The organism is Kitasatospora cineracea, from assembly GCF_003751605.1.
GTDB classification, from domain to species: domain Bacteria; phylum Actinomycetota; class Actinomycetes; order Streptomycetales; family Streptomycetaceae; genus Kitasatospora; species Kitasatospora cineracea.
On sequence record NZ_RJVJ01000001.1, the window covers coordinates 96,253 to 112,061 of the forward strand.

The window sequence follows — 15,809 nt, forward strand, 5'->3', positions numbered from 1 at the left end:
GGAGGTCAGCGGACGGTGCGGCGCGGGTTGGCCGTGCTGGCCGGGAGCTGGGCGGTGTACGTCCGGGCGGTGCGGGGGGCGGCGAAGCCGGGGAGCTCGGAGAAGTCCGCGACGGAGGCCAGGGTGGTGCGGCGCGGGTTGGCCGTGGAGCCGGCGCTCGGGGTGGTTCCGGTGGCCTGCTCGGTCGTCTCGGACATTTGCGTCAGCACCCTTGTTTCGCTCGAACGGACTTTTGCGCGGGCCCGCCGCTGGGCAGGCTCCGATCAACCCTGCCAGGTTAGGGAGCCCATTCCACAGCGGCCGTGACCAAAGCTACACATCGGGCTGTGAGTTTGCTCACAATTCCGGTCGCAAAGGGGGCGGAGGTGATGATTCCGGACCAATGCCGGAATCCACCATTAGGGATATCCCGGACATTCGACGCACAAATCGATCTTCACCATCGTTGACCCGCTCGCGTCAAGTGTCCGAAAAGGACCGTATTCCACGGCCGTTGCACCACAGAACGTGAGACGCCGCGCGCGGAGGGTGGCCCAGGACACCGTGTCGTAACGGCCCTTGTTGGACTTCCCCCGCTGTGCTGGAATGCCACGGAAAAACTCGACACCGCCCTATCTCCGCACCGGCGGGGAAGGGCGCCCGGTCCAGAGGTTGCGACGCCAGTGCAGGGACGTTTCAAGAGGGGCAGCGGCGCCGCGGGTGACCCGGAGGCGCGGGAGCCCGTGGCCGGCCCCCACCAGGCGGCACCGGCGACGACCGGCCAAGGCGAGCGGCCCTTCGGCGCTCCCGCCGAAGCCGCCGCCGACAGCGGTGCGCCGGGCGCGAACAGCGCGCCACAGGAACAGGGCGGCGACACGCCGGCCGACAAGAAGAGCCGCCGTGCGCGACTGCGCGGCACGCTGAACCGCCGCCGGGCCACCGGTCTGAGCCGCTTCGCCATGCGCAACTGGCGCATCCGGACCCGCCTGATCGCGCTGCTCTTCCTCCCCGTGATCGTGGCGCTGGTCTTCGGCGGCCTGCGGGTCCAGGGCTCGATGGAGAACTCCCGCGAGCTCTCCCAGATGAGCGACCTGGCCGAGCTCGCCCGGACCGCCACCGACCTCGCCGACGCCCTGCAGAACGAGCGCGACATCGCGGCCGGCCCGGTCTCCCGCGGCGGCGACGCGGACACCGACAAGGACATCCAGCAGGCGTACAGCGAGAGCACCGCGCTGTCGAAGAAGTTCAACGCGGCCGCCGACAAGTTCGACAACCTCGACCTGGCCGGCTCCAAGACCCTGCTGCTGCAGGTCCGCAAGGACCTCAACTCGCTCCCCCGGGCCCGCAAGGGCGCCTTCAAGGACGCGAACAACATCCAGGCCACGATCACCAACTACAACGTGATCATCAACGACCTGATCGGTGCCGCGCAGGACATCGCCATCACCTCGAACTCCGCCGAGCTGGTGAAGTCCACCCGCACCCTGTACCAGTTCTCGCTGGCCAAGGAGGCCAGCTCGATGCAGCGCGCGCTGATCTCCGCCGCGCTGGCCCAGAACCCGCCGAACTTCTCCGCCTCCGACGAGACCTTCGGCGTCCGGCTGCGCGCCGCCGAGGACAACGCGATGGAGAACTTCACCGCGCTGTACGGCGAGGGCCCGGCCCGGGTGCTGCGCTCCTCGATGAGCTACAACAAGGTGGTCGCCGAGGCCGACCGGTTCTCCCAGGCCGTCCTCAACCCCAACGGCATCAAGCAGACCGACGGCGTCAGCTACCAGCAGTGGTACGAGGAGTCGACCGCCAAGATCACCGCCGAGCGGACCATCGAGAAGAAGCTCCTCGAGGACCTCAACGGCAAGGCCCAGCAGCTGCAGTCCGACGCCGACACCCAGTCGGTCATCAACGCCTCGCTGGTCGCCCTGGTGCTCGTCGTCGCCATCGCCGGCGCCGCCCTGGTGGCCCGCTCGATGGTGCGCTCGCTGACCCGCCTGCAGACCTCCGCCGAGGACGTCGCCGAGCGCCGCCTGCCGGAGCTGGTCAAGATCCTCTCCGAGAGCGACCCGCACGACGTCGACGTCACCGTCGAGCCGGTCGGCGTCGACTCCGCCGACGAGATCGGCCACGTGGCGCACGCCTTCGACATGGTGCACCGCGAGGCGGTCCGACTGGCCGCCGAGCAGGCGCTGCTGCGAGGCAACATCAACGCGATGTTCACCAACCTCTCGCGCCGCAGCCAGGGCCTGATCCAGCGCCAGCTGTCGCTGATCTCCGAGCTGGAGAGCCGCGAGGCGGACCCGGACCAGCTGGCCTCGCTGTTCAAGCTCGACCACCTGGCGACCCGCATGCGCCGCAACGGCGAGAACCTCCTCGTCCTCGCGGGCGAGGACCCGGGCCGCCGCTGGACCCGCCCCGTCCCGCTGGTCGACGTGCTGCGCGCCGCGGCCTCCGAGGTGGAGCAGTACGAGCGCGTCGAGCTGGCCTCGGTGCCCACCGCCGAGGTGGCCGGCCGGGTCGTCAACGACCTCGTCCACCTGCTCGCCGAGCTGCTGGAGAACGCCACCTCGTTCTCCTCCCCGCAGACCCGGGTCCGGGTCACCGGCCACGCCCTGCCGGACGGCCGGGTGCTGATCGAGATCCACGACACCGGCATCGGCCTGTCCCCCGACGACCTGGCCGACATCAACGAGCGCCTCGCCAACCCGCCGGTCGTGGACGTCTCCGTCTCCCGCCGGATGGGCCTGTTCGTGGTCGGCCGGCTGTCCCTGCGGCACGGCATCCGGATCCAGCTCCGCCCGTCCGACTCCGGCGGCACCACCGCGCTGGTCATGCTGCCGGTGGACGTCACCAACTCCGCCGAGCGGCGCGGCAACCGGCCCGGGGCCGGCCAGCCGGGCCAGGGCCCCCAGGGCGGCGGCCGGCAGCAGCGCGGCCTGGCGCCGACGCCGCGCCAGCAGGGCCGCCCCGCGGGCGACCTGCCCGGCGGGCGCACCGCGCTCGGCCAGTCCGCCCCGAACGACCCCGCGGGCCGTCCGCAGCTGGGCCAGGGCCCGGCCGGCGGCAGCCCCGACCTGTTCTCCCCCGCCACCCCGTCCGGCGGTCCGGGTGCGCCGCGGCGCGCGCCGGGCGGTCCCGGCCCGTCCGGCGGCCAGCCGGGCGACGGCGGGTTCGGCCCGGGCGGCGCGTTCGGCACCGGCCCGGCCCAGGGCAACCGCTCCGGCGGCCTGCCGACCCGTGCGGTCGGCCAGTCGCTGCGCGAGAACCCGGCGCCGGGCGGGTCGGGCCCGGCGGCTCCGGCCGGTCCGGGCGCGGGTGCGCCCGCCGGTGGCGGGCTGCCGCCGCGCCGGGTGCCGGGCGCCTCGGGTGCTCCGGGCCTGCAGGGCGGCCCCGGTCTCCAGGGCGGTCCGGGCGGCGGGCTGCCGCCGCGTCGTCCGCAGCCGGGCCAGGGCGGTCCGCAGGGCCAGCCCGGCCGGCCGCCGCAGGGCGGTCCGCAGGGCGCCCCGCAGGGGCCGCGCCGTCCGCAGGCGCCGCAGGGCCCGCAGGGCGGTCCGCAGCAGGGCCAGCCGCGTCCGGGCGGCGAGCCGACCCAGCACGGGCGGCCCGAGCAACTGCAGCGGCGTCCGCTGCCGCAGCAGCCGGCCGCGCCGATCGAGGCCGCGCCGGCCGAGCAGTCCGGTGCGTTCGCCCGGCCGCGGTTCGAGGCGTCCGACATCGACCCGCGCGACCCGCTGGGCCTCGGCCTGGTGGAGCCGGTGCTGCCGGACCCGGTGGGCCAGGGCGTCCCGCCGCTGCCGCCGCACTCCCAGCAGCCGCCGCAGCAGCCGCAGTTCGCGGAGCGTCCGCAGCCGATGGCGCTGCCGACCGCCGGTGACCGGCCGTCCGGGCCGGGTGCCCAGGACGGTCCGGAGCCGGGCCGCGAGCAGTTCCGGTCGCGTCCCTCGTACCAGCCGCAGCGTCCGGGCACCTCGGCGCCGGGCTTCGCCCCGCAGGCGCCGGACCGGGCTCCGCAGGAGCGGGCGCCGCGGCCGCCGACCGGGCCGGCCGAGCGGCAGCGTCCGCAGGCGCCGGGTCCGCAGTCCCAGGGCCTGCCGCAGCGTCCGGCGCCGGGCGCCGGGCCGCGTCCGGCCGGGCCGCAGGGCCAGCCGGGCCAGGGCGGGCAGCCGGGTCAGGGCCGGCCGCAGCCGCAGCGTCCGCAGGGGCCGTTCGGCGGTGCTCCGGCGGGCGGTCCGGCGGTGGAGCCGCAGGGCGACCCGGAGGCGCCGTGGCGTCCGTCGGCGAACGACGAGCGCTGGCGGCGGGCCGAGCAGATGCGCGAGCCGCAGACCAACGGCCTGACCACCTCGGGGCTGCCGCGCCGCACCCCGCAGGCCAACCTGGTCTCCGGCAGCGCCGAGGCCAGCCCGCTGACCGGTCCCCAGGTCTCGCGCAGCCCGGAGGAGGTGCGCGGCCGGCTGACCAACCTGCGCCGCGGCATCCAGCAGGGCCGCCAGGCGGGGACCCAGCAGCCGGGCGCCGGCGGCCCCGGGTCGCAGCAGCGGCCGGGCTTCGACTTCGGCGGAGCGTCCGAGGGCTACCGGGGAGCCCGTGGCGGGCGGTCCGACGTCGATGGCAACAGCGGCTTCGGCCCCGAGCACCAGGAGCGTTGAGTTGATCCAGATGAGCCAGGCCGCACAGAACCTGAACTGGCTGATCACCAATTTCGTGGACAACACCCCCGGGGTGTCCCACACCGTGGTGGTCTCCGCCGACGGTCTGCTGCTGTGCATGTCCGAGGGCTTCCCCCGGGACCGCGCCGACCAGCTGGCCGCCGTCGCCTCCGGCCTCACCTCGCTGACCTCGGGTGCCAGCCGCATCTTCGAGGGCGGCGAGGTCAACCAGACCGTGGTGGAGATGGAGCGCGGCTTCCTGTTCCTGATGGCGATCAGCGACGGCTCCGCGCTCGCGGTCCTCGCCTCGCCGGACTCCGACATCGGTCTCGTCGGCTACGAGATGGCCCTCCTGGTGGACCGCGCCGGCGCGGTGCTCACGCCGGCCCTGCGGGCCGAACTCCAGGGCAGCCTGCTGCACTGACGTCCGGCCCCCACCCGATCCCGACTCCTTCGCACCACCCTCACCGTGCCGGACCCAACCCGACCCCGGGTCCGGCACTCCCACCCCAGGTCTTCGCCGTACGGTGACTGGCAGCCCGTCAGTCAACGGCCCCGCGGGCTCCGGCCGCGACGACTGCAGCACAAGGAGGACGCATGACCCCGCCCCCGACACCCGCCGGCGCGTACGGCAACGGGTACGGAAACGGCTACGGCGGCCAGCAGGCCGGTGGGTACGGCGGCCAGCAGTCGGACGGCTACGAGCAGCAGCCGCTGGTCCGCCCGTACGCCATGACCGGTGGACGCACCCGCCCCCGCTACCAGCTGGCCATCGAGGCGCTGATCTCGACCACCGCCACCGCCGCCCCGGGCGGGCTGCTCCCCGAGCACGCCCGGATCGTGTCGCTGTGCCGCGAGGTCAAGTCGGTCGCCGAGATCTCCGCGCTGGCAGGTGTCCCGCTCGGGGTCGCCCGCATCCTCGTCGCAGACCTGGCCGAGGCCGGCCTGGTCGCCATCCACCAGCCCGCCGCCGCGGGCGAGTCGGGCGGTACGCCTGACGTCACGCTGCTCGAAAGGGTCCTCAGTGGACTTCGCAAGCTCTAACGCGGCCGCCGCCCCCAGCCGCGCCACCACCTCCGCCAAGATCGTCGTCGCCGGCGGATTCGGCGTGGGCAAGACGACGCTCGTCGGCGCGGTCTCCGAGATCAACCCCCTGCGCACCGAAGCCGTCATGACCTCGGCCTCCGCCGGCATCGACGACCTCAGCCACGTCTCCGGCAAGACCACCACCACCGTCGCCATGGACTTCGGCCGCATCACCCTCGACGAAGACCTCATCCTCTACCTCTTCGGCACCCCCGGACAGGACCGCTTCTGGTTCATGTGGGACGACCTCGTCCGCGGAGCCATCGGCGCCGTCGTCCTCGTCGACACCCGCCGCCTCGCCGACTGCTTCCCCGCCCTCGACTACTTCGAGAACAGCGGCCTCCCCTTCGTCGTCGCCCTCAACGGCTTCGACGGACAACAGGCCCACACCCCCGAAGAAGTCCGCGAAGCACTCCAACTCAACACCGAAATCCCCATCATCACCCTCGACGCCCGACGGCGCGACAGCGCCAAAAGCGCCCTCATCACCCTCGTCGAACACGCCCTCCTCGCCCGACTCCGGTGAGCCCCGACCTGGCCGGGGGGCGCGTACCAGGGATGGTTCGCGCCCCCCGGTAACAGTTCGGTAGGCATTTGCCGGGCCCGTTTGACAGTGCGTAGCCGGTCGAACCCGGTGTGCGCCAATGACCTTGAACTTTGCGGGAGTTCAACGCCATATGTCCGTTTTTCACCCCTGGTGCACGGGGCGGAGGGGCCGTTTGTCCGGTCCACCGGCTCGTGTTGGAATTCCAGCTACCCCGTAGGACCCACGCGGGCCGCGGCCCGTCGGGGGGTAGCCGCCGGATAGATCCATGGCCGCCAGTCGGTCGAGAGGTTGTTGTCGAGTGAGGCGTAAGCAGCCAGTCACCCCTCAGCGGCGCTCAGAGCCCCGCCAGCAGGACCCGGGTAGCGGCCCGACCACCGGTCAGTTCTCCGCGTTCACCGCGACCGAGGACCGTCCCGAGCCGAGCCGCCCCGCCGCCGAGCCGGCCCCGCGTCCCGCGACCGCCGAGGAGGCCCCGCGCCGCGGCGGCAGCCGGTACGACTTCCTGTCCCCGCTGAACTGGCGCGTGCCGACCCGCCTGGTGGCCATCCTGGTCATCCCGGTCGTCATCGCCCTCGTCTTCGGCGGCCTGCGCGTCAACACCTCGCTGGACGACTACAACCAGGCCGACCGCGCGGTGCGCATCGCCAACGTGGCCAGCTCGGCCACCAAGCTGGCCGACGCCCTGGAGCAGGAGCGCGACGAGACCCTGGTGCCGCTGCTCACCGGGCAGGGCGACCAGGGCGAGGTGAAGAAGCTCCGGGACAGGACCGACCAGGCGCTGGCCGACTACCGCGCGACCGTCGCCAAGGCCAAGGACGACCCGACCACGGTGCGCCGCAACGCGCAGTTCGAGGGCCTGGTCCAGTCCCTGCCGCACCTGCGCGCCAACGCCTACAAGCCCGAGCTGTTCGCCACCGCGACCTCCAACGCCTACTCGCTGCTGTTCGCGCCGCTGCTGGCGATGGACAACTCGGTCGGCTTCGGCTCCACCAACGTCACCTCCAAGGGCCGTGCGATCTACGCGATGTCGCTGGCCAAGGCGTCCGCCTCGACCCAGCGCGCGCTGATGCTCAACCTGCTGGTCGGCCTCGGCGTCGGCGGCGTGGACGGCCACGAGGGCCAGGACCTGATCCAGGCCCTGAGCGTCGCCGCCAAGCTGGAGCAGACCGCGCTCGACGAGTTCAACACCGCCTCCAGCGCGGAGGAGGTCAAGGTCTACTCGGACGCGCTGGTCGACCAGGCCACCGCCGACCAGCGCCTGCCGCTGCGGATGCCCGACGGCCACAACCTGCCCGTCATGAGCACCCTGCTGATGATCGGCATGTCCTACTCCGGGCAGCTGTCCGACGCCGCGGCCAACAAGGACGCCGCCGCCCGGATCATCACCTCGGCCGGCAACGACGGCCTGACCCGCCCGCTGTGGGACCAGGCCACCAAGAGCCACATGAGCGCGCTGCGCGCCGCCGAGACCGACCTGCTCGACCAGGTCGTCACCGACGCCCAGGGCATCAAGGACCGGGCGTTCACCGACTGGGTGCTCAACTCGCTGATCGTGGTCGCCTCGCTGGTGCTGGCCGGCCTGCTCACCGGCTACATCGCCCGCTCGATGATCCTCGGCATGCGGACCCTGAACACCGCCGCGCTCGACATCGCCAACCACCGCCTGCCGGAGCTGGTCGACAAGCTCTCCAAGACCGACCCGGAGCGGGTCGACACCTCGATCAGCCCGATCCCGCTGCACGGCCGGGACGAGATCGGCGAGGTCGCCCGCGCCTTCGACCAGGTCCACCAGCAGGCCGTCTCGCTGGCCGCCGAGCAGGCGCTGCTGCGGGGCAACGTCAACGCGATCTTCACCAACCTGTCGCGCCGCAGCCAGGGCCTGATCCAGCGCCAGCTGGCGCTGATCACCGACCTGGAGAACAACGAGGCCGACCCGGACCAGCTGGAGAACCTCTTCAAGCTGGACCACCTGGCCACCCGCATGCGCCGCAACGGCGAGAACCTCCTGGTCCTCGCGGGCGAGGAGCCCGGCCGCCGCTGGAACACCCCGGTGCCACTGGTCGACGTGCTGCGCGCCGCCGCCTCCGAGGTGGAGCACTACGAGCGGATCGAACTGGCCGGCATCCCCGAGGCCGACGTGGTCGGCCCCGCCGTGACCGACCTCGTCCACCTGCTCGCCGAGCTGCTGGAGAACGCCACCTCGTTCTCCTCCCCGCAGACCCGGGTGCTGGTCAACGCGACCCGGCTGCCCGACAGCCGGGTGCTGGTCGAGATCCACGACAAGGGCATCGGCCTGACCGCCGAGGACTTCGCCGAGATCAACGAGAAGCTGGCCGAGCCGCCCACCGTGGACGCCACCATCTCCCGCCGGATGGGCCTGTTCGTGGTCGGCCGGCTGTCCCAGCGGCACGACATCCGCGTGCAGCTGCGCCCGTCCGGCGAGTCGGCCGGCACCACCTCGCTGGTCATGCTGCCGCAGCAGCTGACCCACCTGGGCGCGATGGCGCCGGAGCCGCAGGCCGAGGAGTTCACGGTCTCCCGGATCTTCGCCGAGCAGGAGCCGGCCGCCGAGTGGGCGTTCGAGGGCCAGGACCGCACCGCGGCCGAACTCGGCTTCGACGACCACCTGCCCGCCCGCGGCGCGGTGGCCGGCAACGGCTTCTCCCCCGCGCTGGAGTCCATGCAGCGCTCCCAGCGGATCGAGGAGCGCCGCCGGGCCGCCCTGGAGGCCGGCCCGGGCGCCGCCGCCGCGGAGCCGGTGGAGGCGGAGGTCCTGGAGTCGCCCTACGGCGAGCCGGGCTACCCCGAGGACGGCTACGGGGGCGGCTACCCGGCCCCGCAGGCGACCGGCCACCAGAGCCCCCAGGACGACCCGTACCGCCGCCCCGAGGCGGACGCCTACGGCCGCCCCTTCGAGCCGCAGCAGGCCCCCCAGGGCGACGCCTACGGCTACCGCGAGGACCCGTACGCCCCGGCCGGCTACGCCGACGACCCGTACGCCCCCGCCGGCTACCCGCAGCAGGCCCCCTACGGCGACGGGCAGCAGTACGCCGAGGCGTACCAGCAGCAGCCGTACGAGGACGGCCAGTACGCCGACGGCCAGTACGCCGAGGGCCAGTACGAGTACGCCGAGGAGCAGTACCCGCAGCAGGCCCCGTACGCCGGCGAGCAGTACGCCGACGGGTACCAGCAGCAGGACTACGGCTACGAGGAGCCCGCCGGGCACCCGTACCCCGCGGAGGAGCTGCCGGCCCTGCCGCCGGCCCGTCCGGCCGCGGAGCAGCAGCAGCCGGGCGGTGCGCTGCCGCAGCGCCGGCCGGGCCAGCAGCTGGCGGGCGGCGGCGCGGCGGCGGGCTCCTCCGCGGGCGGCGAGACCCCGAACTGGTTCACCGGCGCGAAGGACACCTCGGCGCAGGACGAGCCGCGCGGCCACGACGTGTCGGCGCTGGGCGGCTACGGGCCGACCGGTCCGACCTCGGCGCCCAGCGAGTGGGAGTCGCCGAACGACGGCGACTGGCAGCGCGCGGAGAAGCTGCGCGAGCCCTCCTCGGCGGGCACCACCCCCTCGGGCCTCCCGCGCCGGGTCCCGCGCCAGAACCTGGTGCCGGGCAACGCCCGCACCACCCCGCAGGAAGGCCCGCAGGTCTCCCGCGACCCGAGCGAGGTCCGCGGCCGCCTGACCAACCTGCGCCGCGGTGTCGAGCAGGGCCGCCAGGCCGGCGGCGACCCCGATGCCACCGGCAGCTTCCGGATCGACCCCGACCAGGGGGCGTACGGTGATGGACCGCACAACAGCAGCACCGATCTCTTCGGCGGCTCGAACCAGCAGGAGCGTTGAGTTGACCCAGATGAGCCAGGCCGCACAGAACCTGAACTGGCTGATCACCAATTTCGTGGACAACACCCCCGGGGTGTCCCACACCGTGGTGGTCTCCGCCGACGGTCTGCTGCTGTGCATGTCCGAGGGCTTCCCCCGGGACCGCGCCGACCAGCTGGCCGCCGTCGCCTCCGGCCTCACCTCGCTGACCTCGGGTGCCAGCCGCATCTTCGAGGGCGGCGACGTGACCCAGACCGTGGTCGAGATGGAGCGCGGCTTCCTGTTCCTGATGGCGATCAGCGACGGCTCCGCGCTCGCGGTCCTCGCCTCGCCGGACTCCGACATCGGTCTCGTCGGCTACGAGATGGCCCTCCTGGTGGACCGCGCCGGCGCGGTCCTGACGCCCGCGCTGCGGGCCGAACTCCAGGGCAGTCTCCTGCACTGACGGTTCGTCGGATACCGTCCTGGTATTCGAAAGACCTCAATTGCCCGTCCCGAGGTCGCTTCGGCGGCCTCGGGACCGGGCGTTGTACGGCCTTCGCACCACCGGCCACGGCGCTCCCCGGCGACGCGGCCAGCAACGCACCGCCGCACCCTTTGAGGAGATGAACCGTGACACCGCCCGACCACAGTGGCCAGTACGGCGTCCCGTACGCGGGCTCCGGCCACGACGCTTTCGGGGCTCCCGGCGTCGGCCACGGTCAGCAGCCGCAGTACGCGCCGCAGTTCAACGGCGGCCAGCCGTACCTGCCTCCGCAGTCCGACCCGCGCTGGTACCAGCAGCCGGACGGATACGGCCAGGCCCACCCCGGCCACGAGGCGTTCCCCGACCCCGGCCTGCCGCACCGCTACGAGGAGCAGCAGCCCGGCCACGTCGAGGAGTACTTCGACGAGGAGGAGGACGCCGAGCCGCTGATCCGGCCCTTCGCCATGACCGGCGGACGCACCCGGCCGCGCTACGAACTCGCGCTGGAGGCCCTGGTCTCCGCCGCGGTCGACCCGGCCCGGATGGCCACCCTGCTCCCCGAGCACCAGCGGATCTGCGCGCTGTGCGCCACCGACGTGAAGTCGGTCGCCGAGATCTCCGCGCTGCTCGGCCTCCCGCTGGGCGTGGCCCGCATCCTCGTGGCGGACCTGGCCGAGGCCGGCCTCGTCGCCATCCACCAGCCCGCAGCCGGCGGCGAATCCGGCAACCAGCCCGACGTCACGCTGCTCGAAAGGGTCCTCAGTGGACTTCGCAAGCTCTAACGCGGCCGCCGCCCCCAGCCGCGCCACCACCTCCGCCAAGATCGTCGTCGCCGGCGGATTCGGCGTGGGCAAGACGACGCTCGTCGGCGCGGTCTCCGAGATCAACCCCCTGCGCACCGAAGCCGTCATGACCTCGGCCTCCGCCGGCATCGACGACCTCAGCCACGTCTCCGGCAAGACCACCACCACCGTCGCCATGGACTTCGGCCGCATCACCCTCGACGAAGACCTCATCCTCTACCTCTTCGGCACCCCCGGACAGGACCGCTTCTGGTTCATGTGGGACGACCTCGTCCGCGGAGCCATCGGCGCCGTCGTCCTCGTCGACACCCGCCGCCTCGCCGACTGCTTCCCCGCCCTCGACTACTTCGAGAACAGCGGCCTCCCCTTCGTCGTCGCCCTCAACGGCTTCGACGGACAACAGGCCCACACCCCCGAAGAAGTCCGCGAAGCACTCCAACTCAACACCGAAATCCCCATCATCACCCTCGACGCCCGACGACGCGACAGCGCCAAAAGCGCCCTCATCACCCTCGTCGAACACGCCCTCCTCGCCCGACTCCGGTGACGGGGCGTCAAAAGGGGTAATGGACACGCCAGAAGGGGGCGTGCGGAGCCTTCCGCACGCCCCCTGGGCACTTCCTCGCACCGACCGCCGTTACGGCTGCTGACCGACCCTCAGCAGCCCGTAGGTGTACGCGTCCTCCAGCGCCACCCAGGACGCGCCGATCACGTTGTCCGCGACGCCGACCGTCGACCAGGTCGCGGTGCCGTCGGTGGACTCGATCAGCACCCGGGTCTTCGAACCGGTGCCGTGCTGGCCCTCCAGGATCCGGACCTTGTAGTCCACCAGCTCCAGCTTCGCCAGCGCCGGGTAGATCGGCTCCAGCGCCGTCCGCAGCGCCCGGTCCAGCGCGTCCACCGGACCGTTGCCCTCGCCGGTGGCGACCTTCCGCTCGCCCTTCGCCCACAGCTTCACGGTCGCCTCGTTGCCCGCGAAACCGTTCGGCCCCTGCTCGCTGATGGTCCGCCAGGACTCCAGCTCGAAGTACCGCTGCCGCTCGCCGCCGTTCACCTCGTCGCGCAGCAGCAGTTCGAACGAGGCGTCCGCCGCCTCGTAGGTGTAGCCGAGGTTCTCCTGCGCCTTCACCCGGGCCACCACCCGGCCCGCCAGGTCGCGGTCGCCGGTCAGGTCGTAGCCCAGCTCCTTGCCCTTCAGCTCGATCGACGCCCGCCCCGCCATGTCGGACACCAGCATCCGCATGGTGTTGCCGACCAGCTCCGGGTCGATGTGCTGGTACAGGTCCGGGTCGACCTTGATCGCGGAGGCGTGCAGGCCCGCCTTGTGCGCGAACGCCGAGAAGCCCACGTACGGCTGGTGGGTGGACGGCGTCAGGTTCACCACCTCGGCGATGGCGTGCGAGATCCGGGTCATCTCGGCCAGCGAGCCGGCCGGGAGCACCCGGCGGTCGTACTTGAGCTCCAGCGCCGCCGTGACCGGGAACAGGTTGGCGTTGCCGACCCGCTCGCCGTAGCCGTTGGCCGTGCACTGCACGTGGGTGGCCCCGGCGTCCACCGCGGCCAGCGTGTTGGCCACCGCGCAGCCGGTGTCGTCCTGGGCGTGGATGCCGAGGCGGGCGCCGGTCTCCGCGAGCACGGTGGCGACGATCTCGCGCACCCCGGACGGCAGCATGCCGCCGTTGGTGTCGCACAGCACGACCACGTCCGCCCCCGCCTGGTGCGCGGTGCGCACCACGGCCAGGGCGTACTCCGGGTTCGCCTTGTAGCCGTCGAAGAAGTGCTCGCAGTCGATGAACACCCGGCGGTCCTGGGCGCGCAGGTACTCCACGCTGTCCCGGACCATCTCCAGGTTCTCCTCCAGCGTGGTGCGCAGCGCCAGCTCCACGTGCCGGTCGTGCGACTTCGCCACCAGCGTCACCACCGGCGCGCCGGACGCCACCAGCGCGGCCAGCTGCGGGTCCTCGGCGGCCTTCCCGCCGGCCCGGCGGGTGGCGCCGAACGCGACCAGTCGAGCGTGCTTGAACTCCAGCTCGGCCTGGGCGCGGGCGAAGAACTCGGTGTCCCGGGGGTTGGCGCCGGGCCAGCCGCCCTCGATGAAGCCGACCCCGAACTCGTCCAGGTGGCGCGCGATCGCCAGCTTGTCGGCCACCGTGAGGTTGATGCCCTCGCGCTGGGCGCCGTCGCGGAGCGTGGTGTCGAAGACGTGGAAACCGTCGCTGGGGCGGCTGTTGGCCTCGGTCATGGCCCTGGGTTCTCCGTTCGGTGGAGGTACTGCTACTGCTGCTGCCGGGATCGGGATCCGGCTCCACTGTCCAGCATCCCGCGCGCGTCCCCGGTGTCTCCCTCCCCTTGTGGGGTCGGGTGCCGGTCCGGGAGGCAAAACAAAAGACCCCTCGCGGGTGCGAGAGGTCTGCGCGCGGGTCTGGACGCTGGTGGTCGCTCCGCGGTCAGGGTGTTGCCGTGGAAGCGGTCACTGCGGACCGGCGCGCCTGCTGCTAATAATCAGCGAAAGCGAGGACACCCTTGGAGTCTTGCACACGCCCCGCCCGTGGGCACGGGCGTCTCGCCATCCGGAACGGGTCAGCCCAGCCGATCGGTCGCCAGCTCGAACCCGAACGGCTTCGGCAGCAACAGCGGGTCCCCGAACGGGACGGAGGTGGTGGCGGTGTAGTCGCCGCCTTCGGGGTGGCTGTGCAGCACGACCTGACCGGCCTTCCGGTCCACCAGCAGGTACAGCGGGATCCCCGCTGCGGCGTAGCCCCTGCGTTTGGCCCCACGGTCCTTGGCGGGGTTCGTGGACGTGACCTCCACGGTCATCACCACCCCGTCGGGAGTGGACCACGATCCTTTGCCGGCCATCGCATCGGGCAGGACGAACGTGCCGTCCGGGATGAACCGGCCGCTCGGCACCACCAGGCCCTTGCCCGGCCCGAAGTCGAAGTCCTCCGTGCACTGCTGGAAAACCTGCTTGACGATCCGGCCGATCGCGGTCTCGTGGTCTCCGTCCGGCGGTGGCGTCACGACGATCTCCCCCTCGATGAGCTCGGCCTTGAACCCCTGCGGGGTGTCCAGGGCCAGGAAGGCTTCGAGGAGCTCATCCTCCGGACTGCGCCAGACGTCGGTGGCGTCGTGCATCGCGGCGGTCATGGTCCCTCCTTCTTGTCCGAGTCGCTCAACGAGTGGAGTTTTCCCGAGGCTACCGGCCCCGGGCATTCCGCCATGAAATGCCCGGGCCGACGGCAGGGCGTCAGGCGATGGTGTGCATCCAGCCGTGGGTGTCCGGGGTCTGGCCGCCCTGGATGGCGAGCAGCGACTCGCGCAGCCGCATGGTGACGGGGCCGGGCTCGCCGGTGCCGACGGTCCAGTCGGCGGTGGCGGACTTGACGTGGCCGACGGGGGTGATGACGGCGGCGGTGCCGCAGGCGAAGACCTCGGTGATGGTGCCGTCGGCGTTGCCCTGCTTCCACTCGTCGGTGGAGATCTTCCGCTCCTCGGTGCCGTGGCCGAGGTCGGCGGCGAGGGCGAGCAGGGAGTCGCGGGTGATGCCGGGGAGCAGCGAGCCGGAGAGTTCGGGGGTGACGACGGTGGCGTTCTCGCCCTCGCCGAGGACGAAGTAGAGGTTCATGCCGCCCATCTCCTCGACCCACTTGTGCTCGGTGGCGTCGAGCCAGACCACCTGGTCGCAGCCCTTGGCGGCGGCCTCGGCCTGGGCGACCAGGGAGGCCGCGTAGTTGCCGGCGCACTTGGCGGCGCCGGTGCCGCCGGGCGCGGCGCGGACGTAGTCCTCGGAGAGCCAGACCGAGACGGGCTTGACGCCGCCGGAGAAGTAGGCGCCGGCCGGCGAGGCGATGATCATGAACAGGTAGGAGTTGGCGGGGCGCACGCCCAGGCCGACCTCGGTGGCGAACATGAAGGGCCGCAGGTAGAGGCTCTGCTCGGGCCGGCTGGGCACCCAGTCGCGGTCCTGCTGGACCAGCAGCTCGACGGCCTCGACGAAGGTCTCGATCGGCAGCTCGGGCATCGCCAGCCGGCGGGCCGAGGACTGGAAGCGGGCCGCGTTGGCCTCCGGGCGGAAGGTGGCGATGGAGCCGTCGGCCTGCCGGTACGCCTTGAGGCCCTCGAAGATCGACTGGCCGTAGTGCAGCGTCATGTTGGCCGGGTCGACCTCGAGCGGCGCGTACGGGGTGAGCTGGGCGTCGTGCCAGCCGCGGCCCTCGGTCCAGCGGATGGTCACCATGTGGTCGGTGAAGACCCGGCCGAAGCCGGGGTCGGCCAGTCGGGCCTCGCGCTCCTCGTCGGACAGGGGGTGCGCGGAGGGCTTGAGGTCGAACGTGATGGGCGCCGGGGTGGGCGTGCTCATGGCTGTCTGTCCTTCACCGTGGGGTTGGGCTGGGCCTTCAACCGTCGGGCGGGGGAAAACGCATGACGGCACGGCCCACTGTCGATACTCGCATCCAGAGGGCCGTGC

12 protein-coding genes are annotated in these 15,809 nt (G+C 72.5%); 8 read left to right on the forward strand and 4 right to left on the reverse strand.

Going from position 1 to position 15,809, the window contains the following annotated elements; all coding sequences use genetic code 11:
* Nucleotides 1-5: 5 nt before the first annotated feature.
* Complete coding sequence (locus EDD39_RS00470; protein ID WP_030458863.1) at nucleotides 6-197, reverse strand: hypothetical protein; 192 nt, start codon at nucleotides 195-197, stop codon at nucleotides 6-8.
* A gap of 525 nt (nucleotides 198-722) precedes the next feature.
* Between EDD39_RS00470 and EDD39_RS00475 the strand changes: the two genes are divergently transcribed.
* The 8 genes from EDD39_RS00475 (at nucleotide 723) to EDD39_RS00510 (ending at nucleotide 11,888) form a co-directional block, all read left to right on the forward strand.
* Nucleotides 723-4,622, forward strand: a complete 3,900-nt coding sequence (locus tag EDD39_RS00475) for a sensor histidine kinase (protein ID WP_244256548.1) — start codon at nucleotides 723-725, stop codon at nucleotides 4,620-4,622.
* Nucleotides 4,623-4,632: 10 nt separating this feature from the next.
* Entirely contained in the window at nucleotides 4,633-5,046 is a 414-nt protein-coding gene (locus EDD39_RS00480) for a roadblock/LC7 domain-containing protein (protein ID WP_097236138.1), read from the forward strand.
* A gap of 173 nt (nucleotides 5,047-5,219) precedes the next feature.
* A complete protein-coding gene (locus EDD39_RS00485) occupies nucleotides 5,220-5,666 on the forward strand; it encodes a DUF742 domain-containing protein (protein WP_030464762.1) in 447 nt (148 codons plus the stop codon).
* Entirely contained in the window at nucleotides 5,647-6,234 is a 588-nt protein-coding gene (locus tag EDD39_RS00490) for a GTP-binding protein (protein WP_014138206.1), read from the forward strand. The genes EDD39_RS00485 and EDD39_RS00490 overlap by 20 nt, the downstream gene beginning before the upstream one ends.
* Before the next feature lie 319 nt (nucleotides 6,235-6,553).
* The gene (locus tag EDD39_RS00495; RefSeq protein WP_162869907.1) at nucleotides 6,554-10,093 is read left to right on the forward strand and encodes a sensor histidine kinase; all 3,540 of its coding nucleotides are present in this window, start codon (nucleotides 6,554-6,556) and stop codon (nucleotides 10,091-10,093) included.
* A gap of 10 nt (nucleotides 10,094-10,103) precedes the next feature.
* Nucleotides 10,104-10,517 carry a roadblock/LC7 domain-containing protein gene (locus EDD39_RS00500; protein ID WP_035873526.1) on the forward strand — a complete coding sequence of 138 codons (414 nt, stop codon included), beginning with the start codon at nucleotides 10,104-10,106 and terminating at the stop codon, nucleotides 10,515-10,517.
* A 167-nt stretch (nucleotides 10,518-10,684) separates the two neighbouring features.
* The gene (locus tag EDD39_RS00505; protein ID WP_123552720.1) at nucleotides 10,685-11,320 is read left to right on the forward strand and encodes a DUF742 domain-containing protein; all 636 of its coding nucleotides are present in this window, start codon (nucleotides 10,685-10,687) and stop codon (nucleotides 11,318-11,320) included.
* Entirely contained in the window at nucleotides 11,301-11,888 is a 588-nt protein-coding gene (locus EDD39_RS00510; RefSeq protein ID WP_014138206.1) for a GTP-binding protein, read from the forward strand. The genes EDD39_RS00505 and EDD39_RS00510 overlap by 20 nt, the downstream gene beginning before the upstream one ends.
* A gap of 90 nt (nucleotides 11,889-11,978) precedes the next feature.
* On the opposite strand, the gene cimA is transcribed toward EDD39_RS00510, so the two are convergent.
* The 3 genes from cimA to EDD39_RS00525 all read right to left on the reverse strand — a co-directional run bounded on the left by cimA (nucleotide 11,979) and on the right by EDD39_RS00525 (nucleotide 15,701).
* Nucleotides 11,979-13,583, reverse strand: coding sequence for a citramalate synthase (gene cimA / locus EDD39_RS00515; RefSeq protein WP_123552722.1), 1,605 nt, complete (start codon nucleotides 13,581-13,583; stop codon nucleotides 11,979-11,981).
* A gap of 338 nt (nucleotides 13,584-13,921) precedes the next feature.
* Entirely contained in the window at nucleotides 13,922-14,488 is a 567-nt protein-coding gene (locus EDD39_RS00520) for a Uma2 family endonuclease (RefSeq protein ID WP_123552724.1), read from the reverse strand.
* A 100-nt stretch (nucleotides 14,489-14,588) separates the two neighbouring features.
* Nucleotides 14,589-15,701, reverse strand: coding sequence for a branched-chain amino acid aminotransferase (locus EDD39_RS00525; RefSeq protein ID WP_123552726.1), 1,113 nt, complete (start codon nucleotides 15,699-15,701; stop codon nucleotides 14,589-14,591).
* Nucleotides 15,702-15,809: the final 108 nt, after the last annotated feature.